Here is a 25891-nt window from a genome sequence, read left to right on the forward strand (position 1 = left end):
GTCATCGTCAGCGGGTTCATATCTGCAAATCCGTTCCGGTTGTTCCGTCCGAAAGGGCAGCGAACAGGCCCGCGCGGTTTCTCAAAATGGCCTTGTGGACCGGCTGGCCTTTTGCGGAGATCTCGCCGCACCCGGGATCGGGGACGAAGTCTGCTATGGCGAACCTCGAAACGGCGTTCGACGAGCCGGGATTGTCGCGATTCCACTGCGCCAGCAGCGACGCGATACAGTCGGCGGAAGCCGGCGCTTTGGCGAAAACGAGGCCGACCACGGCGTCTCGACCTTCGCCCCAGAGCACGATGTCGTCGGCCAGATGGCCGATTCGCGCTATGATCGCGGCACGCACGGCGCCGGTACGCACTTTCGTCCCGCTCGACAGTTTGAAATCTTCGGACAAGCGGCCGTCGAAACGCAAAACCTCGCCGTCCAGAATGCCGGCATCGCCCGTGCGATAGAAGCCTTCCTCATCCAGCGGCAGTGGCGCGGCGCCATTCTCACCGAGATAGTAGGGTGCGAGATTGGGTCCACGAAACCGAATCTCATGTCCCGAATCGCCGGGGACCAGAGCGATCTCATGACCGGGAAGCAGCCAGCCGAGAATGCCGGGCGTGGGTACGTCCGAAGGGGCAAGGCACATGGTCGAGGCGGTCTCGGTCGCGCCGTAGCCAGACAGGATCGAAATCCGCGTTCCAAAGCGGAACTCCATGTCCGCGCGAAAACCGAGGAGACGATGCCACAAAGCGGGTTCCATCGCAGCGCCCGCGAAGAAGATATGCGTCTGGTTGCGAAAGCCCGGCGCGACCTGCTCCGGATCATCGTCGTAGCGATCGAGCACCAGTCTCAGACCGAGCGGCACACCGATCGACATGGTCGGCGCGGTTGCCACCATAAGTTCGAGCAGCTCGCCTATCCCCTGCGCGGACGGTGCAGCAGCACGATGCAATGTTCCGCCGTTCCAGATGACCTTGAACAGATTGTCGAGGCCGCCGAACACGTGGTTCCATGGCATCCAGTCGACGAGAACGGGGGATCGCTCGTGAAGAAACGGCCACATCGTAGCGCAGGCGGACTGGCACGAGGAAATCATGCCACGCGTCACAGGCACGCCTTTGGGCGCTCCCGTGCTGCCCGAGGTGAAGAAGACGGCGCTCCATTCATCCGGTGCGCTATCATGATCGGGAAAAATCTTATTGGCCTTGGGAAGATCGGCCAGGGTTCGGACGGGATCGTTTTCCTGAAACGGATGATCGTCTGCGACCACGATAAGATTTGGCGTTGCGATTCGCCACAAACGGGCCGCCTCCCCTTCAGGAGGCGGAAAGCAAGAAACGTTCCTGAAAGGGCACGGCGGCATCGCGATGTGGACGAAGCCGCCCAGCAGGCATGCAAGCCGCAATCGCAGCGCATCGAGACCGGGCGACAATAGCGTCGCGACCCTGTCGCCCGGGCGTAGCCCCGTCGCTGCAAGGCGGGCACGCAAGATGCGGGCGTCGTCCAAAGCGTCCCCATAGGTGAGGGAGCTGCGACTTCCGTTCCAATGCGCGGAGATCAGAACGCGGCTGGGCATGCGAGACGCCCAGTAGCGGAAGCGGGCTGCGATGTCTTCCAGCGGGCTGGGAAGCGATAGCCGGTTCGACAAAAGAACCGCGCCGTCCCGACGATTGCCTTTCTGCAAGAGAGGGCGGACCGGCATTTTTTCGCTCATGGGCGAATTGGACCGAGGTGCCGCGCGCATGCCCTGTGCACCGATCGTTCCGTCCCGGGCAAAGGCCGGATCGAATGCCGCCGCGATGCGTCAAGATTCTTCATCGGAAATTGCAGTGCCTTCATTCACCGCATCCGGCTCTGGCTGTGCAGGAAAGCAACCCGGATTTGCATATTGCCACAATCGTTATTTGGTATACAATACTCCAAAATCTATAAAAGAGGGCCGTTCGAATGTTTTCACACAGCGTGAGTTCGATGGAGGAGATGAGTACCCCGGACGTTTCGCCGGCGGTCGAGATTCGCGAACTGGGTTTTCGCTACAAGGGAACGCCGGAACGGGCGGTTCACAGTCTGAACATGAGCATCGCGCCGGGCGAGTTCGTAGTGATCATGGGCGCTTCGGGGGCCGGCAAGAGCACGCTGTGCCAGGCACTCAATGGATTGATTCCGCATCTGACACGCGGGGAGATGGAGGGCGAGGTCCTCGTGTGCGGCATCCCTACGCGCTCCACGACGGTGGGCGAGATGGCTCGACATGTGGGCATGGTGTTCCAGGATTTCGAGGCGCAACTTTTCTCCACCAATGTCAGGCTCGAAGTGGCGTTCGCGCCGGAAAACTTCGGCCTGCCGCGTGAGGAGATCGGCCGGCGCGTCGAGGACGCGCTTCGCAGGGTTCATCTTGAAGGCTTCGACAATCGTCAGCCCGCGACCCTGTCGGGAGGCCAGAAGCAGCGGCTCGCCATCGCTTCCGTCCTGGCCGCCGGTCCGACCGTGCTTTGCCTCGACGAGCCGACGACCGACCTCGATCCGGTAGGCAAGCAGGAAGTCTTCACGATCGCGAATGCGCTGCGCAGTCAGAACAAAACCCTCGTAGTGGTCGAGCACGAGACGCCTGAAGCGCTGAGCGCGACGAGGATCGTGCTCATGGAAAAGGGGACGATCCTGCGGGACGGCCCGGCCGAGGACGTGTTGCGCGAGGTTGAACTGTTCCATGAAATCCGGGCGATGCCCTTGCAGATTCCGGATCTGTTTTGCCAGCTTGGTTACGAGACGTCTGCGCGCCCGTTGACGGTGGAGAAGGCGTTGGCCGAATTCGGCGAGAACGGATTGAAGGTAGATGCTGCCCGGCATGCTGGATGCGTCGAGCGTGATGCGCGCCGCCTTGAAACCTATGGCGAACCCTTGATCGAGATTTCCAATCTCGGCCATCGCTACGATAACGGGTTTCTGGCGGTCGACGACGTCACCTTCACGGTCAGGCGTGGCGAATTCGTTGCTGTCCTCGGCCAGAACGGGTCGGGCAAGACGACGATGATTAAGCATCTCAATGGTTTGTTGCGCGCAACTTCGGGTCGCGTGGGCATTGTCGGGCGCGATGCTGCCACGTCGAGCGTTCTCGAGCTTGGAGAGCATATTGGCTACGTCTTCCAAAACCCCGATCATCAGATTTTCTCCGATACCGTCTTCGACGAAGTCGCGTTCGGTCTTCGCAAGCGCAGCTTTGAAGATGAGGAGGTTCGTCAGCGCGTCACCGAAGCGCTCGCCGCGGTGGGGCTTGCGGGCTTCGAGCAGGAGGACCCGTTCTCGCTCACCAAAGGGCAGCGCCAGCGTGTGGCCGTGGCATCCGTCCTGTCGATGCGCCCCGACGTTCTGATCCTCGACGAGCCGACGACCGGGCTCGACTATCTCGAGCAGCGCGGAATGATGGAGTTGGTGCGCGGTCTCAACGAGCAAGGCTCGACCATCATCATCGTCACGCACGCCATGTGGGTGGTCTGCGAGTTCGCTCACCGGGTTCTGGTTATGAAGGGTGGCAAGCTCGTGGAGGATGGGCCGACGCGGCAGGTTTTTGCTGAGGAGCAGGTTCTTCAGGACATGTTCCTGCTGCCGCCGCCCATCGTCTCACTCGGCAACAGGCTTGGCTATCCGGTTCTGACCGTGGCCGAGATGCTGTCACTGACCAGCGAAGGAGCACGGTCGTGAACGTATATCTTTATCTGGACCGCGACAGCATTCTGCATCGCCTCGATCCGCGCACGAAAGTGGCGCTGCTGCTGGCGAGCTTCATTCTCGCCTTCAGCTTCGCGAACCCGCTGTACAATGTCGGTGTTCTCGCCTTTCAGCTCCTGCTGGTCACCCTGGCGCGTGCGTGGCCGAACGTCCTTCGCATGTGGAAGCTTCTGCTGGTCATCGCCGTGGTGACGGCCGCCCTTTTCGCCGTCAGCGCGCCGGGCGACACCCCGCTTTTCTGGATCGTTGAGCAGGAAAGCCTGGCCTACGGCATCTCGGTCGCCCTGCGCCTCAACGTGCTGATCATCGCGGGGCTCGTGTTCCTGTCGACGACGACGAACGAGGAAATCGCGCTTGCGCTGGTCCGGTTCGGCGTGCCCTACCGCATCAGCTTCGCCGTTTCGACTGCATTGCGGCTCGTACCCACCATATTGGGAACCGCGCTCGTCATCACGCAGGCGCAGCGCTCTCGCGGACATGACATCGATTCGGGCAGCATTTTCGCGCGCGTGCGCAAATTTACGCCGATCGTCGTGCCGATCTTCATCTCGACGATCCGCTCGACCCAGGTCTTCGCCATGGCGCTCGAATCGAAGGGATTCAACGCCGGCGGCGTACGGACCTTTTTCCTGAATCCCCGTTTCGGACGCAACGACGCGCTGGTGGCTGCCGTCAGCGTCGTTGTTCTTGCGGGCGCGCTTTGGCTTCGCCTCGAAGGCCACGGTGGCATCGAAGGGTACCGAGGATAACAACATCAATGGGAACACAGGAGACTCGTCATGACTGAAGTATTCACGATGTGGCGGCATACCAACATGATCGTGCTGACGGCGCTCTGCGCCGCTATCTACGCCGCTGTCCTCATCCCCTTCCAGAGCATTCCCATCATTCCGGGTCATGTCTCGTTCCGCGTAGCCGGCGTCCTGCCGATCGCGCTTGGCCTCATGTTCGGGCCGGCGGGTGCCTGGGGCGCAGCGATCGGCAATCTCATCGGCGACTTCTTCGGTACACTCAGCCCAGGTGCTGTCGGCGGCTTCTTCTCCAACTTTTTCACCGGCTTCGTTTCCTACAAGTTGTGGAGCGTTCTGAGCCCGTCGAAAGATCTCGGCGTCGGACTGAACTCCTTTCAAAAGCTCGTACGCTTCGAAATCATTGCCGTGCTCAAGGCATTCGGCACCGTGGTCATTCTTACCTGGTGGGTGTGCCTGTTGCTGCGTATTGCGCCGCCGCACGCCTACGCCACAGCCGTTTTGATCAGCAATCTCGTCGCGCCGGTCATCGGTGGACCCTTCGTCCTCAAAATTCTCGAACCGCGCATTCGCAAATGGGGCCTGCTGTGGACGGAAATCATGAAGCCTGAGGAAGTCTCCCGTGGCTTCATGCCCGGCGTCGGTTTCGTCTTGCTGATCATAGGCAGCCTCGGCGGCGGTGCGGCCCTATTTTGGTCGCTGTTCATGTCGGGTCTCGATATCGGTGATCCGCTGGTCCGCTTCCTGCCGGTCCCCTTCATCATCATGCAGGTCCTGGGTGCTGTCATGATGGGCGGCCGCAATCAGGTCGAGGCCATGCAGCAGGAGGCACTGGCGAGCGCCGTCCATCGTCCTGGCCCGAAAGTCGCATGAAGCTCAAAGGGAGGAAAAAAGTGCCATCAGTCATTTTGCTTGGAACCCTCGATACCAAGGGCCCGGAATACGCCTTTTTGCGTGACGAGTTGGCCGCTCGGAATATCAGGACAACAGTCATCGACGCGGGTGTACTGGGCGAGCCGTCATTCAGGCCCGACATCGACCGCGAGGAGGTTGCTCGCACAGCCGGTGTCGAGCTTGACGGACTTGTCGCAGGCAATGACCGGGGCGCGGCCGTCGAAGCGATGTCGCGTGGCGCGGCGAGCCTCGTGCGGGATTTGCATGAGAAGGGAGAGGTCGCCGGCATCATCGGGCTCGGCGGCACCGGCGGAACGACGCTGATCACGGCGGCCATGCGCGCGCTGCCGGTCGGAGTCCCGAAACTCATGGTTTCCACGGTCGCCTCGGGCGATACCCGCGCTTACGTGGGCGCTACCGACATCTCGATGATGTACTCGGTGGTGGACATCGCCGGCATCAACAAGATCTCCCGCCGTATTCTTTCGAATGCGGCGGGCGCGATCGCGGGCATGGCGACGCCGGGCCGGACGACGAACGACAGCGACGACAGGCCGCTGATCGGGGCGACCATGTTCGGCGTTACGACGCCTTGCGTCCAGAAAGCGCGGGAATTGCTCGAAGCCAAGGGCTACGAAGTCCTGGTCTTCCACGCAACCGGCACCGGCGGACAGTCGATGGAAGCACTGGTCGACGCCGGTATGCTGGTCGGCATACTCGACACGACCACGACCGAACTTGCAGACGAACTCGTCGGAGGGGTGTTTTCGGCCGGGCCGACGCGCCTGACGGCTGCCGGCCGGGCGGGCATTCCGCAGGTTGTCAGCCTCGGTGCGCTCGACATGGTCAATTTCGGGCCTCGTGAGACCGTCCCCTCACAATTCGAGGGCCGCAACCTCTACAAGCATAATGCCTCCATCACATTGATGCGCACGACCCCGCAGGAATGCGCCGAACTCGGCAAGCGGCTCGCCGAACGGCTGTCGGCCGGCAGCGGGCTGCGCAAATTGTTCATTCCCTTGCGCGGCGTCTCGCTGATCGCGACCGAGGGGCAGGTCTTCCACGATCCCGATGCCGACAAGGCGCTGATCGAGGCGATCAAGGCGCATCTTTCGGATGCGGTGGAACTTCACGAAGTCGATACGGACATCAACGACCCCGCTTTCGCGGCGGCTCTCGTCGATGCGCTTGTCGATGCCATGAGCAATGAAAATCAAGGAGCGACGAATGGTTGACCGGACTACAGCGCTTTACCGCCTCAGAAAGCAAATCCAGGAGGGACGCCCGATCGTCGGCGCCGGTGCGGGCACCGGGCTGTCGGCGAAATGCGCCGAGGCGGGCGGCGCGGATCTGATCATCATCTACAATTCCGGCCGTTACCGTATGGCCGGCCGTGGTTCTCTGGCCGGGCTGATGCCCTACGGTGACGCCAATGCCATCGTCATGGAGATGGCCGGCGAAGTTCTGCCGATCGTCGAAGACACTCCGGTGCTGGCCGGCATCTGCGGCACCGATCCGTTCCGTCGCATGCCGGTCTTTCTGAAACAGATAGCCGATGCCGGTTTTGCCGGTGTCCAGAACTTTCCGACCGTCGGCCTGATCGACGGCACGTTCCGGCTTAATCTGGAAGAGACCGGCATGGGCTTCGACCTCGAGGTCGAGATGATCGGCATGGCGCATGACGCCGGCTTGATGACCTCGCCCTACGTGTTCGATACGGATCAGGCCGTCGCGATGACGAAAGCCGGTGCCGATGTGATCGTCGCGCATATGGGGCTGACCACGTCGGGCGCCATAGGCGCGAAGACCGCGCTGTCTCTCGACGAGTCGGTCCGGCTCGTCCAGGACATCCGGGACGCGGCGGCCGCAGAGCGCAGCGATGTCATCGTGCTTTGCCATGGCGGTCCGATCGCAACGCCCGACGACACCGCTTACGTGCTGAAGCGTACGAAAGGTGTCTCGGGCTTTTTCGGCGCTTCCAGCATGGAGCGCCTGCCCACCGAAACGGCGATCACCGAAAACATGCGAAAATTCAAATCGGTATCGTTCGAATAGCGCCGGCTTCACAGAAAGGACATCGCGTGACTAGTCAGCTTACAATCTTGAATTCAATGGCCGATCCGGATTTCAACCGGGCGCTGGCGATCCACAAGGAATGGGGCCTGAAATGGCTCGATCTGCGGGACGGCATCTACGGCAATTGGGTGGCGAATGTGGACATCGATTCCGCCAAACGCGCGCGCGAAGCGATCGACGCCAGCGGTCTCGACGTCTTCTGCATGTCGACCAGCACCTTTTTCGAAGAGATAGAGAAGGGCGAGGACCTGTTCCGGGAAAAGCATCTCGGCAAGCTTGGCCACCTCATCGAACTCGGCAAGATCTTCAAGCCTAAGGTAATGCGCATTATCGCCGCGCAGCTGCCATCGCGTCAGCCCGGAGAAAACGCCGTCGAATTGATCGACGAGAAATACCCTTGGGTCTTCGACGTATACCGCGAAGCGGTCGACCGCATCGTGGCGGCAGGCTTGCGCCCCACGATCGAGAACGAAGCCTTCAAATGTATGCTCTCCCAGCCCGGCGAGGTCGTGGAGTTCTTCGATCGGCTCGACCGCAAGGACAGCGTCGACTTCACATGGGACGTGCAGAATCAGTGGGCGACCGGCGTCTTTCCGACGCTCGACGTTTATGAGCAGCTCAGGCCGCTGATTCAGTATTACCATGTCAAGGGCGGCGCGATGGAAGGCGACGACCGTAAATTGCGATGGAACGTTGCTCTCGAGGACGCCGACTGGCCGGTCGTCGAGATCACCAGCAAGGTGGTCGCCGACGGCGTTTCGCCGGTCATCTGCATCAATCCGGCGCAGCACGGCGAGAACAAGCCGGACTACGACTACAGCAACATCGTCAAGCGGGACATCGACTTCCTGCGCAATAACGTCCCGGGAGTGGAATGATGGAATATATGAGAGACGCCAAGCGCCGCATACGCATCGGCATCGTCGGCGCGGGTTCGCACAGCTACCGCAATATCTTTCCCACCTTGACCTATCTGCCGGTCGAACTCGTGGCAGTGGCTGATATCGATCTGGACCGCGCTTCCGCGACGGCCAGGCAGTACGGCGCGACAGAAAGTTACGCATCGGCCGAGGAGATGTATGCGAAGTCCGATATTGAGGCGGTCGTTCTGTGCGTTTCTCCGCAGATGCATCCTGCCCTGACGATCGCCGCGTTCAAGGCCGGCCTCCACGTGTTCATGGAGAAGCCTGCTGCGATGGTCGCCGACGAAGTTGCCGGGATGATCGCTGCGCGCGGCGACCGCGTGGGCGTCGTCGGCTATAAAAAAGCCTTCATGCCGGCTGTCAGAAAGGCGCAGGAAATCCTCGCCATGGATGGAGTAGGCCCGCTTCGCAGCGTTGTCGGCACATACCCCATGTCCATCCCCGAAAACGGGCGCAAGGTGCTGGACGAGCGCGAGGCCACGAACTGGCTCGCTAATGGCTGCCATCCGCTCTCCGTTTTTCTGGAATTCGGCGGGCCCGCGGCGGCGGTGACGACCCATCGCGGAAAGAATGGCGGCGGCGCGCTGATCATTCATCACGCCAATGGCACGATCGGCAATTTCCATCTCGCCCAGGGTGCGCCTGCATTCCAGCCATTCGAACGCTATGTCATCTACGCCGACAAGCAGAGCATCGAGATCGAGAACTCGCGTCGCCTCTCCTATCAGCGCGGCATAGAATTCGCCTACGCTACAGGTACGTCGTTCGCACCTCCCGGACTCGCCGGCGGCGCCATTGTCTGGGAAGCGCAGGACGGATTGAACACGCTGGAGAACAAGGCGGTGTTCACGCAGGGTCTTTACGGCGAACTCGCGCATTTCTGCGAATCGGTTCTCGCCTCGCAGCCCGCAACGATCGGCACTCTCGAATTCGCGCTCGACCTGACTCGCGTCTACGAGGCGGCCCTTCTGTCCGAGGGCGACACGGTCGAGATCAGGCAGGGTGCATGAGCGATGAGCAGCGAAGATTTCGATATCGAAACCAAGGTAAGCCGTGCATCCGCTCATGATGTTCAGCCGACTTCATGGGGCAAGCTCGTCTGGCAGGTTTCCGCCGAACAAAAGAACTCCGAACTGATGACGGTGGGCATCTGCTACATCGATCCCGGACAGGAGAACGGCAGACACTATCATCCAGATTGCGAGGAAGTGCTGGCAGTCTGGCGCGGTCACATCGTCCACACCTGGGAAGACAAGGAAGTGGAGATGCGGGAAGGCGATACGATCACAATTCCTGCGGGGGTGATGCACAATGCCCGCAATATCGGCGACGGAGTCGCCGAACTGGCGATCTGCTTCTCAAGTGCATATCGCACGACCGTGGCGGAAGAAGAAGGTAGCGGCCCCGCCTGACATTGGATGCAGGCGAAGCATATGCTTCGCCTGCCCTCAAGCGGAGCGGGCGGGCAGTTCCTTCTTCGAGACCCTTACCGCGAACGCCTCGCGCGCACCGTCGATGTGCAGCTTCATCTGGGCAACAGCCGTTTCGACATCCTTTTCGCGGAAAGCTCGAAGGATAGCGTTGCGCTCTGCAACCGTGCGCTGCGGCGCATCGGGCGCTTCATTGGCGTAGTGACGCGCAAGCTGAACCTTCAAACGCAGGTTCTCAAGGCATTCGATGAGAGTCTCGTTGCGCGACAAACGGGCCAGATAGCTGTGAAACTGCTGGTCGAGCCGCTCGAACTCGAGCAGGCGGTTGTCGCCAAGGGCCTGGTGACACTCGGCGATGATACGGCCCAGCTCGTCGATTTCAGCGTTGGTCGCCGTTTCCAGCGCGAGACGGACCGCGAGCCCTTCCAGTTCCTTGCGAACCTCATACAGGTTGTGGATCTGGAGCGGGGTGAAGTTGCGCACGAAATTGCCCTGATAGGGGCGACGCTCTATGATGCCCTCGGTGGCGAGCCGACCGATCGCTTCGCGGATCGGCGTGCGGCTGATCTTCATCCGTTCGGCCAGTATCCGCTCATCCAGCCTTTCGCCAAACCGCACTCGACCGGAAAAGATAAGTTCGCAAAGCCGATCGTAGGCGCGTTGGTTCACGGTTTGGGTCGGAATTTCCAGATCGACCATGCCTGAATTGATATTTTCCATCTAACGTTCTTTCGAGAGCGGGCAAGCTTCCGTCTGAGCCCATAAAGGACAGCTTTTTCAATGCCGGAAAGCTGATCATATAGTGGTTCTTGGTATACACAAATAACTTTCATTAAAAGCCGACCGCGCGAAACAGCTCTGATCGCGGGTTTTGCCGTCCGAAAACGGAAACCTCTTGACCAAGGCTCCATTTGGTGTTTGGTATACCAAAATCTGACGGAGAATGCAAAATGCTCCCGTCCCACAAATGGGAAACGTATCATGCATTGCAAAGCAATCTCGTTGACAGCCGCGCTCTTGCTCGCAGCGTCTATGCCGTCGCATGCGCAGGAACCCCAGTCGGGGGGAACCGTAATCATGGCGCTCGATGCGGATCCAGAGAGTTTGAGCGGCGCCGAGGGCGGCAAGTATAATGCGGAGGACGTGAAGGCGAAGATTTTCGAAGGCCTCGTCTGGCTCGATCCCGAATCGGTCGAAAAACCTCTGCTTGCCAGTAGCTGGTCCGTATCCGACGACGGCAAGCTCTACACGTTCAAACTGCGCGAAAACGTCAAATGGCACGACGGAACGCCCTTCACCAGTGCCGACGTTAAGTTCACTTTCGATGAGGCGCTATCGAAATATCATCCGCGTGCGGCCAGCATGATCGAGCGCCTGGATCTGAAGGTCGAGACCCCGGATCCGGTTACGGTGACGTTCGAACTGAACCAGTCCTACGCACCTTTCCTGCGCCAGCTCACGGTGATGGACGCACCGATCATTCCGGCTCATTTGTATCGCGATACGGATTTCAGGACGAACGCGGCCAACCAGAACCCGGTAGGTACCGGCCCATTCAAGCTTTCCGAATGGAACCGGGGGCTGAACATCACGCTGGAGCGGAACCCGGACCACTGGGCTGCCCCCAAGCCTTATCTCGACCGCATCATATATCAGATAATCCCGCAGCCCGCCGGCCGTGTCGCAGCGCTTGAAACCGGCGAGATCGACTTTGCCGCCGACTACTATCTCGCCAAGACCGATCTGCCGCGGCTTATGGACAGCGGCCAGTTCCAGGTGCGCGAGGGCGGCAGCCTCCCGGCCTTCTATCTCGCGAAGATGAACACCACCGGCCCCGTATTCGCCACCAAGGAGGCGCGGCAGGCGCTGGCTTTCGCGGTCGATCGCCGGCGTATGGCACAGCAGGTCATGAACCGCTTCGGCCGTCCCGGCATCGGCGCATGGGGCGATGGCTTCCCCTGGATGGTAGATCGCGAGGTCAATTACGAAACGCTCTATCCGTACGACCCCGAAAAAGCGAAGGAAATGCTGGCGAAGGCCGATATAAAACCCGGCACCACGGTCCGCATTCTCTACGAGGCGACGCGACCGCAAATTGTCACGACGGCCCAGCTCATTCGCGAGAGCCTGGCGACGATCGGCCTCGATCCCGTGCTGGAGCCGGTCGAAAACACTGTTCTCGTCCCGCGTCTCTACGAGCGTCGTGATTTCGACATCGCCATTCTGTCGTACTTTTCGAGTGGCGACCCGGCGATCGGCTACCATCGCCTTTATCTGACGAACACAGCCAATGCGATCAACACGAATGCGTCGGGTTACTCGAATCCCGAAATAGACGAATTGCTCAACAAGGCGACCGCCGAACTGGACCGCGAGAAGCGCGGCGAAATCTACCGGCAGGCCCAGCATATTCTCGACCAGGATTTGCCGCTGCTCGATCTCTTCGAAGGACAGGGGGCCGACCTGGCCGCCAAGACGCTGCACGGTTTGTTCGCCTCGGTCGATGCGCGGGCGCGGTGGGACGAGGTGTGGATGGAACAGTAATCTTACCGTTGTCGGCTGACCCCTCATGAACGCTCGCTCCTTCGCCGTTTTCGTTTCCAAGCGCCTTTTGCTTGCGATTCCTCTGTTGCTGCTGGTCGTCGTCTTCAATTTCGCGCTCATCCAGTTTGCGCCCGGCGATCCCGTTAACGTACTGATCGGCGATTTTCCGGTTCCGGAAGCCTATATCGAGGAAATCCGCCGCGAATTCGGGCTCGACAAGCCGTTCTTCGAGCGGCTGGTGATCTATGTCGGGCAGGTCTTTCAGGGCAATCTCGGCTTTTCCTTCGCCAACCGCCAGCCGGTTCTGGATCTCGTGCTCGACCGGCTTGGTGCGACGCTCAAATTGACCCTGACGGCGCTGGTCTTTGCCAGTGCCGTCGGCATCTTCCTCGGCGCCATTGCCGCCCGCCACAGAGGCAAGCCCATCGACCGCGCCATTCAGGGCGTTGTGGTGGCAGGCGATTCGATCCCGGAATTTTGGCTTGGACAGATTCTCATCGTCGTCTTTGCGGTGGGTCTCGGCTGGTTTCCCTCGCAAGGCGCCATGTCGCTGCGTGCGCCGGGCGAGGGTTTCGCCGCGATCTTGAGCCAGGCGCACTATCTTGTGCTTCCCGCTCTGGCACTGTCCTTTCGCTATCTGGCGCTGATATCACGTATCACCCGAGCAAGTCTGGTCGAAGTGATGAGTTCGGATTTCATACTCGCGGCGCGCTCGCGAGGTGCCAGCGAGCGCACCGTCCTTTACGTTCACGCGCTGCGCAACGCCGCCGCGCCCGTCGTCACGGTGATCGGCTACAATCTCGGCTTCGTGCTTGCCGGCGCGGCGCTCATCGAAACCGTGTTCGGCTGGCCTGGCATTGGCCGCCTCCTGTTCACGTCGATCTCGGCGCGCGACTATCCCGTAATGGTCGGAATTCTGCTGCTGATCTCGGCGACCGTGGTCATCACCAATCTCGTCACCGACATAATCTACGGCTTGATCGATCCGAGGATCAAATATCGATGAGCGTTGCTGAAACCCGCATCGAAACGCGTGAAGGACTTGCCGCAAGCGTCAGCCCGTGGCGTTCCTTCGTACGAAACTTCCGGCGCTCGCCCATGGCGGTCGCAGCGCTGATCGTGATCGTGATCATCACGCTCATCGCGGTGTTTGCGCCACTGCTGGTCGGCCACGACCCGGGCATCGGCAGTTCTGCCTCTTTGCTGCCTCCGCTGAGCGAGGGCCATCCGCTGGGGACGGATCATCTCGGTCGAGATGTATGGGCGCAGCTTGCTTTCGGCGCGCGCGTGTCGCTCAGTGTCGGCATCCTCGCCGCCCTCAGCGCCTTATCGATCGGCGTTCTGATCGGCGCGCTCAGCGGATATTTCGGCGGATGGACCGATGCTGTGCTGATGCGGCTGTCGGAATTCTTCCAGACGCTTCCGCGCTTCGTCGTGGCGCTGATCGTTGTGGCCCTTTTTGGAACGGGCCTTTTCAAACTCATCCTCGTGATCGGGTTCCTGTCCTGGCCTCAGACGGCACGCATCGTCCGGTCCTCGGTGCTGTCGCTGCGCGAGGCGACCTTCGTTGAGGCCGCTCGCGTGGGTGGAATGGGCGCGCGCGCGATCATTGTGCGCGAAATCCTTCCGAATGTCGCGGCGCCGATCGTCGTGGTGACCGCGCTTGCCATCGCGTCGGCCATTTTGCTGGAGGCTGGCCTCAGCTTCTTCGGTGTGGGGGATCCGAACCTTCCATCGTGGGGCACGATGCTCAACCAGGCGCAGGAATATCTGCGTCAGGCCTGGTGGATGGCTTTGTTTCCCGGTCTGGCTATCGCGGTGGTCGTCCTGTGCTTCAATATCTTCAGCGACGGGCTGAACGACGCACTCAATCCGAAACTACGTCAGGCCCAATGATGCCGCAGCCTTTGCTCGAACTCGATAAGGTCTGCATCGACCTTCAGCGCGACCGTGACGATCTGCGCATTGTCGATGGCGTGTCGCTGAACGTCGGTGAAGGCGAGATCGTAGGCATTGTCGGCGAGTCCGGCTGTGGAAAGTCGCTGACTGCGTTTTCCATCCTCGACCTGTTCCCGTCCGCCGCCGTGCGCGTATCCGCCGGACACATATTGTTCAGGAGCAACGATCTGCGGACGATGGAGGCGCGCGGGCTGCGCCGGATGCGCGGACGCGATATCGGCATGGTCTTCCAGGACCCGTCGAGCTTTCTCGATCCGCTGATGCGCGTGGGCGATCAGGTCGGCCAGGCGCTCCGTGTCCATGGATATAGCGGAAATGTCAGCGCGCGGATTGAGGAATTGCTTGCACTGACGGAGCTTCCCGACCCTGCGGGGGTCGCGCGCAAATACCCGCACGAATTGTCGGGAGGTATGCGCCAGCGTGTTCTCATAGCCGCCGCACTGGCAATGAACCCGGCTTTGCTGATCGCGGACGAGCCGACGACCGCGCTAGACGTGACGGTGCAAAAAGGCATCCTGCAACTGCTGCTGCGCCTGCGCGACGAGCTTGGATTGTCCATCCTGCTCATCACGCATGATCTCGGGGTGATCGCGGAAACCTGTGATCGCGTCTACGTCATGTATGCCGGACGCGTGGTCGAAACCGCCGGAATATACGATCTGTTCGAAAACCCGCGTCATCCCTACACGCAGGGCCTCCTGAAAAGCACTCTTCCCGTTCTGAAGGACGATGCCGCACTCTTTTCCATCCCGGGACGGGTGCCCAATCCGCGCGCTTTCCCGACCGGCTGCCGCTTTAACCCGCGCTGCCCGCTCTCGCTCGCCGATCCATGCGAGATAAAAGATCCGCTTTTGGTATTTCGTGATCCGGACTCGGCCGACGCGTGCTGGCGGTCGGACGAAGCTGTCGCAAAACAGGCCTGGTCCCATGTCGAACAATGACCGTCACGCCACATCGCGCTCGCGCTTTCTGGCTCCGACGCCGCCTCATCCGATCATCGAGGCGGCCGGCTTGACCAAAAGCTTCAACGAGGGGTGGACCCGGCTCTTCAAATCCGACGAACCACGCCCGGCCGTTAACAAGGCGACGTTGGCGATACTGCCTGGCGAGTTCGTCGCACTGGTCGGGGAGAGCGGCAGCGGCAAGTCGACGCTTGGCCGGATGCTGCTCGGGCTGACGGAGCCCGATATGGGAGAAATCCGCTATCGCGGCGTCGACGTCGCGATGTTCACGCGCGAAGAGGGCGCAATCTTTCGCCGCGAGGTTCAGGTCGTTTTCCAGGATTCCGGCGCTTCGCTCAATCCACGCCGCACGATCCTGTCGAGCGTGATGATTCCGCTCGTCTACAATCTGCGCATGAATCGCGAAGAGGCGCGCTACCGCGCCGCCGAGCTGCTCGATCGCGTCGGCCTTACGCCGTCGCTGTTTCAGAACCGCTATCCTCATGAGCTGTCCGGCGGGCAGCGGCAGCGCGTCGGCCTGGCGCGCGCCGTCGCTTCGCGCCCCCGCCTCATCATCGCCGACGAGCCTGTCTCGGCGCTCGACGTTTCGGTGCGGGCGAACATTCTGTCGCTGATGCGCTATCTGCAACGCGAGGAGGGCGTGGCCTATCTGTTCATAACCCACGATCTCGGCGTCGTTCGAGCCCTGGCGGATCGGGCGCTGGTCATGTTCCGCGGCGAGATCGTCGAGGAAGGCGAGGCCGCGCAGGTGATCGGCCAGCCTAGCCATGCTTACACGCGCTCGCTCGTCGCTGCGACGCCGGTGCCCGACCCGCGCCGTCGCGCCTCGCCGCCATCCCTGCCACATCCTTCCCAGACACGAGCTTTTCCATGAATGCGGCTTTCGACCTCAACGACCCGCAATTGCGCGACCGCGCCATACGAGCTGCGCTCGGATCGGCACCCTTCGACGTGCTGATCGAGGGAGGGGTCGTCGCCAACATGGTCACGGGGGAACTGAGACCGGCGGATGTCGGATTGGTCGGACCTTTCATAGCCAGCGTTCATGCTCCCAGAGCGCGGTCCGATACGGCCCAGCGCGTCGCCGCGCATGGCAAGATCGTCGCTCCCGGTTTCATCGACACGCACCTTCACATCGAAAGCTCGATGGTGACGCCGCGCCGTTATGCGGAGACCGTTGTGCCGCAAGGCACGACCACGATCTGCTGGGATCCACATGAAGTTGCAAATGTGCTCGGTCTGGAAGGCGTTCGCTGGGCGGTCGAGGCAAGCCGCAACCTTCCGCTGCGCATTCTTGTCCTCGCGCCGTCGAGCGTGCCTTCGGCGCCCGGCATCGAAACGGCCGGCGCATCCTTCGGTGAAGATGAAATGCGCGAAATGCTGTCCTGGTCCGAAGTCGCCGGGGTGGCCGAGGTGATGGACATGCGCGGCGTTCTCGATCGCAGTCCGCGCATGTCCGGCATCGTGCAGGCCGGGCTCGAAAGCGGCAAGCTCGTCTGTGGGCATGCGCGCGATCTTTCTGGCGGCAAATTGACCGCTTTCGCCGTGGCCGGAATCGAATCGGATCACGAAATGGTCTCGGGAGCCGATCTTCTGGAGAAGGTTCGAGCCGGCTTCGACATCGAACTGCGCGGCGCACATGACGCGGTTCTGCCCGGCGCCGTCGAGGTGCTGAACAGCCTGCCGATCATGCCTGCGACGCTGACAATCTGCACGGACGACGTGTTTCCCGACGATCTCGTGGTAGCTGGCGGCATGTGCGACGTGCTGCGCCGTCTCGTCCGCTACGGGCTGGACCCGGTTCAGGCATTGCGTGCGGCGACATTCAACGCCGCGCGTCGTATCGGTCGCCGCGATCTGGGCCTCGTCGCGCCCGGCCGCCGTGCCGACATCGTCCTGCTCGACGATCTCGAAAGCTTCTTTGCCGATACGGTTTTCGTATCCGGCGAGATGGTCGCTAATCGCAACCGGCTGGTCGTGGAACTTCCGCCCGAGACTGCGTCCCTGCCCACCGGCACGATGCGGCTGTCGCCTCTGTCACCGACCGATTTCGAACTCGACGCGCCGGGGGTCGAAAATGGGATGGCTCGCTTTCGCACGGCGCACACGCCGCGCTTTACGCGCTGGGGGGAGGCCGAACTTGTGGTTCGCGACGGGATCGCCTTGCTTCCGGACGATGGATTGCTGATGGCCGTCATCCATCGACATGGCATGGTGTCGCAAAAACCCGGACTTGGCGTGCTTCAGGGCTGGGGCGACTGGCGCTGCGCCATTGCCACGACAGTCGCTCATGACAGTCACAATCTCTGTGTCTTCGGCCGCGACATCGCTGACATGGCGCTCGCCGCCAACACGCTGATCGAGGCTGGAGGTGGAATGGCGGTCGTGGCGCAAGGACGTGTGCTGACGGTTTTGCCGCTTCCCGTCTGCGGCCTTGTTGCCGAGAGTGCGACGGTAGACGTCGCCGCGAATCTGCGAGAGCTGCGCGCAGCTATCGGCGACCGGGTAGATTGGGCGCAGCCATTTACGATCATCAAGGCGATCATCGGTGCAAGCCTTGCCTGCAACCCTGGCCCGCATGTCACCGATCTTGGCCTGACAGATGGCGGCACCGGAGAGATTTTCGGATCTGGACTGATCGCCGAATAGAGGCCGGCATGGAAAACGCTGTGTGCGAGGCCGACTTCGAATTTGTCTGAGAGACACCCACTTTTCATATGCGGTGATGCCTCGCTCGGCCACTCGTTTTCAGACTGTCGCATGCTTTCGCCTTAGCATTACAGTTGCGTTTTTTCTGACTTCTGAATCCATGGGTTTCCATGATTCGGAGGTCATGGATGACAGGTGCATCGATCGAGACGACGCTGGAGCTTTAGGCGTCCTCGCTGCGGGATGTGAAGGGGCGGATGCGGCGGCTGTTCACCCAGGAGCGCGTTGCGGTTTCGGCGGTGCAGTTTCTGGACGGGCTGCTTGGTGAGGAGCGCCGCAAGACAGGCTGGATGCGGGCGGAAGCCGCCGGCGATGCCGGCCCGTGGCGGCAGCAGGCAATCCTTGGCCGCGGGCAGTGGGATGCGGACGCACTGCGCGATATCGTGCGTGATTATACTCTGGAGACACAGGCCGATCCTGGCGCTGTTCTGGTGCTTGATGAGACCGGCTTTCTCAAGCAGGGCAAGGCGTCCTGTGGGGTTGGTCGGCAATACACAGGCTCGGCGGGCAAGATCACCAATTGCCAGATCGGCGTCTTCGCCTCCTACGTCTCGCACCATGGCCATGCCTTCATCGACCGGCGCTCTATCTGCCGAAGGCCTGGACGGACGACGCCGCGCGTATGGCCAAGGTGCCATGTGCCAGACAATACCAACTTTGCCACCAAGCCTGCTCTGGCGCTGACGATGATCGAGCGAGCCATTGCGACGAACGTGCCATTTTCCTGGGAGGCGGCCGACAGTGTCTACGGCGTCGGCGATATCGAAATGGCACTTAAACGGGCCGCAAAGGGCTATGTGCTGGGAGTGAACGCCAACCATCCCTTCCACTCATGGGGCAAATCGCCTTCTGTCGCCGGGACGGCGAAGGACATCGCCGAGGCCTTGCCAGAAGAGGCCTGGCGACGCCTGTCGGCAGGCGAAGGAACCAAAGGTGCGCGACTCCATGATTGGGTCTATCTCGATCTTGCCGACCTCGACGCCGATGATTTTGATGCGACATTCCCCGGCATCTGGACACGCGGACTGCTGATCTGCCGCAATATCGCCGATGGCGATCTCGCTTTCTTCTCCACCTGGTGTCCGGCCGGCACATCCATCGAGACGCTGGTGACGGTGGAAGGCCATCGCTGGGCGATCGAGGACAGCTTCGAGACCGCCAGGAATGAACTTGGTCTCGACCATAACGAGACCCGCTCATGGCATGGCTGGCATCGCCATGTCTCGCTGGTCATGCTCGCCTTCGCCATGATGGCGGTGATCCGTCACCACGCCAATGCCGCACCGCCCCCAAAAACAATGCGTCGCACCCGCCATTGATCCGCTGGTCGGTCCAGGAAATCCGCCGCATCGCCACCCGCATCGCACGGGCGCGCATCGAACCTTCATACATCTTCGCCTGGTCGCTCTGGCGACGAGCACATCAAGCCACCGCACAACAAGCTCATCTCAAATCAAAACCGCAACTGTAATGCTAAGCTGCGCACCACTGGCCAAATGCGATCATCGTTCTGGTCTTCAGGGGAAATGATGGCGCTGGTCGCCTTTTCCAATTTTTCTGGTAAGGAAGCCGCCTCAATCAACGATGAAAAGCTTAGCGCCTTCGGTCGTTGAGGATCGGTGCGCAGCGTCCCCGAAATCCGAAACCTGATAACTCATGCCGGCGCTTAGCGTAAAGCGGCGGCCGTCCTTGAGTTCGGAAATCAGACTTCCTTCCAGCACATACAGAATGTGCCCGCGGTCGCACCAGTGATCCGCCAGATAGCCGGCGCTGTATTCCACGATTCTGATTCGCATGTCGCCGACATTGATCGTTCGCCAGAGTGCTTTTCCGGTTTCGCCGGGATGTTCGGTTGGCGCAATCTGCGACCAGTCGGTGACGGAGAAGGCAAGTTCAGGGATCTTCATTGTGGGGCTTTCCGTTTCGAGAAGCAGGGAGTTTTCTTAGCCGGTGTAATTTTGCGGGGTCAGGCAAGTGCTGCGGCAGCCCGTGCGGCCTGATCATAGTAGCCGGACAGCGCCCTCAATACCGTGGCGATTTCCGAGAGGTTCTTTTCCGCGTAACCGGCTGAAGCGGTGCCGGAGACCAGAAGCTGTTCACGCAGTTCCGCATAGCGAGCGCAGACCTCGACACCCTTCCTCGTAGCGCTGACCAGCTTTTCCTTGCCCTGACGTCCCACCTGCACCAGGCCTGCCTTTTCGAGCTTGCGCACGGCATAGGTCACGACATGCATATCTTCCATGCCGAGCACGAGGCAAATGTCCGCAAAGCGCTTTGGGCGATCCCGATGCCGCACAGTATGCAGGATCATCACCTCGGTCGGCTGCATACCGGGAATGCCGGCAGCCGCCATTCCCCTGCTCATCCAGCGTGAGAAGGCGTGGCCGGCAACGATCAGCCCATACTCAATCTCGGAAAGGGCGGGCGAGCCGCCAGAGGCAAGATGCTCTGAAGAGACGACTGGCCGCACGCGTGAACTCTCTGATCCCGCACTCGTTTTTTCCCTGTTCAAGCCAAACTCCTGATCGCGCTTCACCGAATTTGCCAAATGGGTCTTCCAAAACAGCAAAATAATATGTTATCAATAAAATATCGATAATTTATCATCGTAACGCAAGTGAAAACTTACAGCCATCTGGAGCGAGACACCGTGAGCACCTGGGATTTCTGGATCGATCGTGGCGGTACCTTCACCGACGTCGTGGCGCGCAAGCCCGACGGCACACTGCACGCCCGCAAGCTGCTTTCGGAAAACCCCGCCGCCTATCCGGATGCCGCCGTGCAGGGCATTCGCGATCATCTGGGGCTGAGCGGCAGTCAGAAGATGCCGGCAGGTATCATCGGCGATGTGCGCATGGGCACCACCGTGGCCACCAATGCGCTTTTGGAGCGCAAGGGGGAGCGCACTCTTTTGGTGACGACTCGTGGTTTCCGCGACGCCTTGCGCATCGGCTATCAGGCCCGTGCGGATATTTTCGCCAAACAGATCATCAAACCGGAAGAGCTTTACAGCAAAGTGATTGAAGTTGCGGAGCGGGTTCTTGCAGATGGCACCGTCGAGAAACAGCTCGATGGATCGGCGTTGAGTGCTGAGCTGGAAAAGGCCCGGGCAGAAGGTTTTGAAGCCGTCGCCATCGCCTTCATGCATGCTTACCGCTACCCCGAACATGAGCAGCAAGCGGCCGATCTGGCTCGCGCGGCCGGCTTTAGTCAGGTTTCCGCCTCCCATGAGGTAAGCCCTCTCATAAAGCTCGTGGGGCGCGGAGACACTGCCGTCGTGGACGCCTATCTCTCTCCCATCCTCAAGCGCTATGTGACCCAGGTCGAACGTGAACTGGAGCCCGCCCGTACCGGTGCGCGGCTGATGTTCATGACCTCCGCCGGCGGACTGACCGCCGCGCATCTGTTCAGAGGAAAGGATGCCATTCTGTCCGGCCCTGCCGGGGGTGTCGTCGGCATGGCGGAAACCGGCATTCAGGCAGGCTTCGATCATGTCATCGGCTTTGATATGGGCGGCACGTCGACGGACGTCGCTCATTTTGCCGGCGCCTTCGAGCGGGAGTTCGAAACCGAGGTGGCCGGTGTGCGCATGCGCGCCTCGATGATGCTGATCCATACGGTTGCGGCAGGTGGCGGCTCCATCCTCCACTATGACGGCGCTCGCTTCCGCGTCGGACCGGATTCGGCCGGCGCCAACCCCGGCCCCCGCTGCTACCGCCAGCAGGGGCCGCTGGCTGTCACCGATGCCAATGTCATGGTCGGCAAGCTGCTGCCGGAGTTTTTCCCGCATATTTTCGGACCCGGGCAGGATCAGCCGATCGATGTGGAGGCCGTACGGGCGGGATTTGCGGAAATTGCCGAATCTATAGGTGACGGACGCACGCCGGAACAGGTTGCCGACGGTTTCCTGCAGGTCGCGGTGGCCAGCATGGCAAGCGCCATCAAGAAGATTTCGGTTCAGCGCGGTTATGACGTGACGCGCTATGCGCTGAACTGCTTTGGTGGGGCCGGCGGTCAGCACGCCTGTCTGGTAGCGGATGCGCTGGGCATGACGCGGGTTCTTATCCATCCCTTCTCGGGGCTGCTGTCAGCCTATGGCATGGGACTGGCCGACATCCGCGCCGGTCGCCAGAGCGCGCTGGATGTGGCGCTTGAAGCGTCCAGAGAAAATATCCTCGAGATCGGCATGCAGCTGGGTGAGGAGTGTAAGGCAGAAGTGCGGGCACAAGGCGTCCGTGACGATGCCATCGAGATCCATGTGCATGCCCATATACGCTACCAGGGCACCGACACCGCGCTGGATATTCCTGCTTTCGTGACCGGCACCGGCGAACTGCCGGACTTCGACTTCGCAGCCCTGAAGCCTGCCTTCGAACAGGCTCACCGCCGCCGCTTTGGTTTCATCGATACCAGCAAGCAGGTCGTCGTCGAAGCTGTGGCTGTCGAAGCGATCGGCAAGGCCGCACGCCATACGACCATAACGGCTCAGACAACGGCGGCGGAAGAGCCACGCGTCGAAAAGCGCACGCGCATCTTCTGCAACGGGCAATGGCATGATGCAGGTATCTATCGCCGCGAAGCGCTGACGGCCGGCCACAGTCTGAACGGCCCCGCCATTATCATCGAGCCCAACCAGACCATCGTGGTCGAAGAGGGGTGGAAGGCCAGCCTGACAGCGGATGACAATCTCGTCCTGGAACGCCACACGGCTCTGCCGTCGCGCGTTGCCATCGGCACCAGCGTCGATCCGATCATGCTGGAAATCTTCAACAATCTGTTCATGTCGATTGCCGAGCAGATGGGCACGACCCTGCAGAACACCGCCTATTCGGTGAACATCAAGGAGCGACTGGACTTCTCCTGCGCCGTTTTCGACAGGGAAGGTCGCCTTGTCGCCAACGCACCGCACATGCCGGTCCATCTCGGTTCGATGGACAGATCGGTCGAAACCGTTATCCGCAACAACGAAACGATCCGGCCAGGTGACGTGTTTGCCCTGAATGCTCCCTATAATGGCGGCACGCATCTTCCCGACATCACCGTGTGCAGCCCGGTGTTCGACGAGGCCGGCAAGGAGATATTGTTCTGGGTGGCCAGTCGCGGCCATCATGCCGATGTCGGTGGTGTTGCCCCCGGCTCGATGTCGCCACGCGCCACCCGCATCGAAGAGGAAGGCGTCTATATCGACAATTTCAGGATGGTCGATCAGGGGCGTTTCTGCGAAGCGGAGCTGGTGGAACTGCTCAGCGGCGGTCCGTATCCCGTGCGCAACGTGGTGCAGAACGTCAACGATCTCAAGGCGCAGATCGCCGCCAACGAAATGGGTATTTCCGCGTTGCGGAACATGATCCACCAGTTCGGGCTCGATGTGGTCAGCGCCTATATGGGCCATGTTCAGGACAATGCGGCCGAGAGCGTGCGCCGCGTTCTCGACCGTCTCGAAGACTGTGCTTTCGATTATGAAATGGATCAGGGTTGCCACATCCGCGTGAAGATCGGCGTCGACAAGACCAACCGCAAGGTCACGGTCGATTTCACCGGAACCTCCGAGCAGCGCCCTGATAATTTCAACGCACCGGAGCCGGTGACCCGTGCCGCAGTGCTCTATGTGTTCAGGGTGATGGTGGAAGACAACATACCCATGAACGCCGGTTGTCTGGAGCCGATCGAGATCATCATACCTGACGGCTGCATGCTCAAGCCGCGCTATCCGGCTGCCGTGGTGGCCGGGAATGTCGAGGTCAGCCAGGCGGTCACCAATTGCCTGTTTGGAGCACTGGGCGCGCTTGGCTCCTCTCAGGGCACCATGAACAACCTGACCTTCGGCAACGAGACCTACCAGTATTACGAGACCATCTGCTCCGGCTCTCCCGCCGGTCCGGGTTTTCACGGCACGGCAGCGGTGCATGTCCACATGACCAATTCGCGCCTGACAGACCCCGAAATACTGGAAACGCGCTTCCCCGTGGTTCTGGAGGATTTCCACATCCGCGAGGGCTCGGGCGGCAAGGGCAGATGGAGCGCAGGTGACGGAACCAGCCGCACCATCCGCTTCCGCGAGACCATGCACTGCGCCATCCTGTCATCCCACCGGCGGGTGCCCTTGTTTGGCGTGGACGGAGGCGAACCCGGTAAGGTAGGACAGACGCTGGTGCGCCGCAAGGATGGTACCGTGGAGATGCTCGGAGGCTGCGATCAGGTGCTTCTGGAGGCAGGTGAGGCGGTTACGGTAGTGACACCCACAGGTGGCGGTTTCGGGCCGCGAAAGCGCTGATTAAAACACCGGCTTTGCCGCACCACAGTTGAGGTGCGGCAAAGCCGCTGCTCATGAAAGGACGTTTCAGATGGTGAACAGACCGCCGCAACAGGCTCTGCTCGAAGCCCGGTTCAGCGAAGTGACGTCTTATCGTCCGACCGTGCAGGAACTCGACATCATCATGGGTCTTGTGGAGACGGCGCGAAAGCCTTTCGGCACAATGCACCCCACCGGAGACGATCCCGCAACTCACTTTCTTCCGATCGCTGCGGAAGGAAAAGAAACGACGTTGTGACGGGCAGGCTGACCTTGACCACGATCTCGGAACTCTCGGCACGTCTTGCCGCCGGCGAAACATCTGCGGATAAGCTGCTGGACGCAAGTCTCGACAGCATCGCCCGGCAGAACGCTGAGATCAGGGCGTTCATCACCGTCATGGATGACAGCGCCAGAGCGCAAGCGCGCGCCGCCGATCAGCGCGCGCGCGAGGGCCGCCGTCTCGGCCCGCTGGACGGCATTCCCATTTCCGTGAAGGACATTCTGGCGACGGCGGGGGCACCCACCACCGCGGGCAGTCCAATCCTCGAAACCTATATGGCCGGACGTGACGCGCCTTTGATCAAACGGCTTGAGCAGGCCGGTGCCGTTCTTGTCGGCAAGAACAACATGCACGAATACGCCTTTGGCATCACCAGTGCCAACCGTCGCTTTGGGACCGTTCTCAACCCGCGTGCGCCGGACCGGATTCCCGGCGGCTCAAGCGGCGGCACGGCGGCTGCGATCGTTTCGGGAATGGTGTCGGCCGGCATAGGTTCCGATACCGGCGGCTCGATCCGCATTCCTGCGGCCTGCTGTGGGATCGTCGGCCTCAAGCCCACCTATGGCCTGATAGACGCCGCCGATGCCGTACCGCAGGCTTGGTCGCTGGACCATCTTGGACCGATGGGCCGCGCCGTCACCGACGTTCGACTGCTGCTCGAAGCGGCGACCGGGCAGAATTTTCACGCTTCTTGCAGCAGTCCGGCGCTGAAAGGCCTGCGGATCGGCGTTCCGCGCAGCATGACCGATACCGCTGACCCCACCACGCTGGGCGCTTTCTGGCAGGCGATGGAGCTGCTGAAGGACAATGGGGCCGTCATTCGTGAGTTCGACTATGGCGAAACCGAAGAAGCCTATCGCACCTGGCTGGTGGTGATGCTGGCGGAATCTGCCACCTATCATCGGGCGAACCTGCGCGATTCAAGCGAATTGATCGATCCCGGCATTAGGCCTTTCCTCATGGCCGGAGCCTGTCTGGAGAGCAGCCAGTATCTCGATGCCCAGCGCTATCGCAGATCATGGTGCGCGCAGTTGATGGACGACATGAACGGAATCGACATCATCGCCAACCCGACGCTGCCGACAGCTGTGCCCTTGCGGGGTGCTGACGTCGTTCAGGCTGGCAATGGGGAAATGTCTGCCCGCGACGCCATGGTTTTCTACCAGTGGATTGCAAATCTCAGCGGCTGGCCCTCCATTGCCCTGCCATGCGAAGCAGAAGGACTGGGCATACCCTCAAGCCTTATGCTGACAGCAAAGCCTCATTGTGAACGCCACCTGCTTTCCGTAGCTGAAGAGTTCGAACGCCTGCGCGCGCAGGCTGCGTGATCGGCCTGAACCCACTCCCCCGAGA

General features: G+C 61.0%; 23 protein-coding genes. 18 read left to right on the plus strand and 5 right to left on the minus strand.

Annotated elements, in window-relative coordinates; genetic code table 11:
• Nucleotides 1-16 precede the first annotated feature (16 nt).
• Complete coding sequence (locus MIC97_RS14495; RefSeq protein ID WP_345773550.1) at nucleotides 17-1735, minus strand: AMP-binding protein; 1719 nt, start codon at nucleotides 1733-1735, stop codon at nucleotides 17-19.
• Nucleotides 1736-1971: 236 nt separating this feature from the next.
• On the opposite strand from MIC97_RS14495, the gene MIC97_RS14500 reads away from it, so the two are divergent.
• The 8 genes from MIC97_RS14500 to MIC97_RS14535 are packed head-to-tail and all read left to right on the plus strand — an operon-like array spanning nucleotide 1972 to nucleotide 9771.
• Nucleotides 1972-3690 carry an energy-coupling factor transporter ATPase gene (locus MIC97_RS14500; protein WP_239800586.1) on the plus strand — a complete coding sequence of 573 codons (1719 nt, stop codon included), beginning with the start codon at nucleotides 1972-1974 and terminating at the stop codon, nucleotides 3688-3690.
• Nucleotides 3687-4466, plus strand: a complete 780-nt coding sequence (locus MIC97_RS14505; protein ID WP_239800587.1) for an energy-coupling factor transporter transmembrane component T — start codon at nucleotides 3687-3689, stop codon at nucleotides 4464-4466. The genes MIC97_RS14500 and MIC97_RS14505 overlap by 4 nt, the downstream gene beginning before the upstream one ends.
• Nucleotides 4467-4496: 30 nt before the next feature.
• Nucleotides 4497-5339 (plus strand): QueT transporter family protein, encoded by an 843-nt coding sequence (locus tag MIC97_RS14510; RefSeq protein WP_239800588.1) that lies wholly within the window; start codon nucleotides 4497-4499, stop codon nucleotides 5337-5339.
• Nucleotides 5340-5359: 20 nt separating this feature from the next.
• A complete protein-coding gene (locus tag MIC97_RS14515; protein WP_239800589.1) occupies nucleotides 5360-6595 on the plus strand; it encodes a Tm-1-like ATP-binding domain-containing protein in 1236 nt (411 codons plus the stop codon).
• Nucleotides 6588-7415 (plus strand): phosphoenolpyruvate hydrolase family protein, encoded by an 828-nt coding sequence (locus tag MIC97_RS14520; RefSeq protein ID WP_239800590.1) that lies wholly within the window; start codon nucleotides 6588-6590, stop codon nucleotides 7413-7415. The genes MIC97_RS14515 and MIC97_RS14520 overlap by 8 nt, the downstream gene beginning before the upstream one ends.
• Nucleotides 7416-7441: 26 nt before the next feature.
• Nucleotides 7442-8314: a TIM barrel protein gene (locus tag MIC97_RS14525; RefSeq protein WP_239800591.1), complete on the plus strand. Its 873-nt coding sequence runs from the start codon at nucleotides 7442-7444 to the stop codon at nucleotides 8312-8314.
• The gene (locus MIC97_RS14530) at nucleotides 8311-9369 is read left to right on the plus strand and encodes a Gfo/Idh/MocA family oxidoreductase (RefSeq protein ID WP_239800592.1); all 1059 of its coding nucleotides are present in this window, start codon (nucleotides 8311-8313) and stop codon (nucleotides 9367-9369) included. Before MIC97_RS14525 ends, MIC97_RS14530 begins: the two co-directional genes overlap by 4 nt.
• Nucleotides 9370-9372: 3 nt before the next feature.
• Complete coding sequence (locus tag MIC97_RS14535) at nucleotides 9373-9771, plus strand: cupin domain-containing protein (protein ID WP_239800593.1); 399 nt, start codon at nucleotides 9373-9375, stop codon at nucleotides 9769-9771.
• Nucleotides 9772-9807: 36 nt separating this feature from the next.
• On the opposite strand, the gene MIC97_RS14540 is transcribed toward MIC97_RS14535, so the two are convergent.
• Nucleotides 9808-10509, minus strand: coding sequence for a GntR family transcriptional regulator (locus MIC97_RS14540; protein WP_239800594.1), 702 nt, complete (start codon nucleotides 10507-10509; stop codon nucleotides 9808-9810).
• Nucleotides 10510-10866: 357 nt separating this feature from the next.
• Here MIC97_RS14540 and MIC97_RS14545 point away from each other — a divergent pair, with 357 nt between their 5' ends.
• The 3 genes from MIC97_RS14545 to MIC97_RS14555 are packed head-to-tail and all read left to right on the plus strand — an operon-like array spanning nucleotide 10867 to nucleotide 14229.
• Complete coding sequence (locus MIC97_RS14545; RefSeq protein WP_239800595.1) at nucleotides 10867-12333, plus strand: ABC transporter substrate-binding protein; 1467 nt, start codon at nucleotides 10867-10869, stop codon at nucleotides 12331-12333.
• 25 nt (nucleotides 12334-12358) lie between these two features.
• Entirely contained in the window at nucleotides 12359-13339 is a 981-nt protein-coding gene (locus tag MIC97_RS14550) for an ABC transporter permease (RefSeq protein ID WP_239800596.1), read from the plus strand.
• Nucleotides 13336-14229 (plus strand): ABC transporter permease, encoded by an 894-nt coding sequence (locus MIC97_RS14555; protein WP_275592351.1) that lies wholly within the window; start codon nucleotides 13336-13338, stop codon nucleotides 14227-14229. The genes MIC97_RS14550 and MIC97_RS14555 overlap by 4 nt, the downstream gene beginning before the upstream one ends.
• On the opposite strand, the gene MIC97_RS25230 is transcribed toward MIC97_RS14555, so the two are convergent.
• Nucleotides 14217-14438 carry a hypothetical protein gene (locus MIC97_RS25230; RefSeq protein ID WP_239801183.1) on the minus strand — a complete coding sequence of 74 codons (222 nt, stop codon included), beginning with the start codon at nucleotides 14436-14438 and terminating at the stop codon, nucleotides 14217-14219. The two genes, MIC97_RS14555 and MIC97_RS25230, sit on opposite strands and share 13 nt — an antisense overlap.
• Here MIC97_RS25230 and MIC97_RS14565 point away from each other — a divergent pair.
• From MIC97_RS14565 to MIC97_RS14580, 4 genes are all read left to right on the plus strand, one after another.
• Nucleotides 14346-15233, plus strand: a complete 888-nt coding sequence (locus MIC97_RS14565) for an ABC transporter ATP-binding protein (protein ID WP_239801150.1) — start codon at nucleotides 14346-14348, stop codon at nucleotides 15231-15233. The two genes, MIC97_RS25230 and MIC97_RS14565, sit on opposite strands and share 93 nt — an antisense overlap.
• Nucleotides 15220-16128 (plus strand): ATP-binding cassette domain-containing protein, encoded by a 909-nt coding sequence (locus MIC97_RS14570; protein WP_239800598.1) that lies wholly within the window; start codon nucleotides 15220-15222, stop codon nucleotides 16126-16128. The genes MIC97_RS14565 and MIC97_RS14570 overlap by 14 nt, the downstream gene beginning before the upstream one ends.
• Entirely contained in the window at nucleotides 16125-17903 is a 1779-nt protein-coding gene (locus tag MIC97_RS14575; protein WP_239800599.1) for an adenine deaminase C-terminal domain-containing protein, read from the plus strand. The genes MIC97_RS14570 and MIC97_RS14575 overlap by 4 nt, the downstream gene beginning before the upstream one ends.
• 236 nt (nucleotides 17904-18139) lie before the next feature.
• Nucleotides 18140-19282 (plus strand): IS701 family transposase, encoded by a 1143-nt coding sequence (locus MIC97_RS14580; RefSeq protein ID WP_239801151.1) that lies wholly within the window; start codon nucleotides 18140-18142, stop codon nucleotides 19280-19282.
• A 255-nt stretch (nucleotides 19283-19537) separates the two neighbouring features.
• On the opposite strand, the gene MIC97_RS14585 is transcribed toward MIC97_RS14580, so the two are convergent.
• Together MIC97_RS14585 and MIC97_RS14590 are read right to left on the minus strand one after the other, a co-directional pair.
• A complete protein-coding gene (locus tag MIC97_RS14585; protein ID WP_239800600.1) occupies nucleotides 19538-19870 on the minus strand; it encodes a DHCW motif cupin fold protein in 333 nt (110 codons plus the stop codon).
• Nucleotides 19871-19929: 59 nt separating this feature from the next.
• A complete protein-coding gene (locus MIC97_RS14590) occupies nucleotides 19930-20475 on the minus strand; it encodes a winged helix DNA-binding protein (protein WP_239800601.1) in 546 nt (181 codons plus the stop codon).
• Between the two features lie 138 nt (nucleotides 20476-20613).
• On the opposite strand from MIC97_RS14590, the gene MIC97_RS14595 reads away from it, so the two are divergent.
• From MIC97_RS14595 to MIC97_RS14605, 3 genes are all read left to right on the plus strand, one after another.
• A complete protein-coding gene (locus tag MIC97_RS14595) occupies nucleotides 20614-24237 on the plus strand; it encodes a hydantoinase B/oxoprolinase family protein (RefSeq protein WP_239800602.1) in 3624 nt (1207 codons plus the stop codon).
• A 70-nt stretch (nucleotides 24238-24307) separates the two neighbouring features.
• Nucleotides 24308-24514 carry a hypothetical protein gene (locus MIC97_RS14600; RefSeq protein ID WP_239800603.1) on the plus strand — a complete coding sequence of 69 codons (207 nt, stop codon included), beginning with the start codon at nucleotides 24308-24310 and terminating at the stop codon, nucleotides 24512-24514.
• Between the two features lie 14 nt (nucleotides 24515-24528).
• Entirely contained in the window at nucleotides 24529-25866 is a 1338-nt protein-coding gene (locus MIC97_RS14605; RefSeq protein WP_239800604.1) for an amidase, read from the plus strand.
• Nucleotides 25867-25891: the final 25 nt, after the last annotated feature.

The organism is Aquamicrobium sp. NLF2-7, assembly GCF_022359935.1.
GTDB lineage: Bacteria > Pseudomonadota > Alphaproteobacteria > Rhizobiales > Rhizobiaceae > Mesorhizobium > Mesorhizobium lusatiense.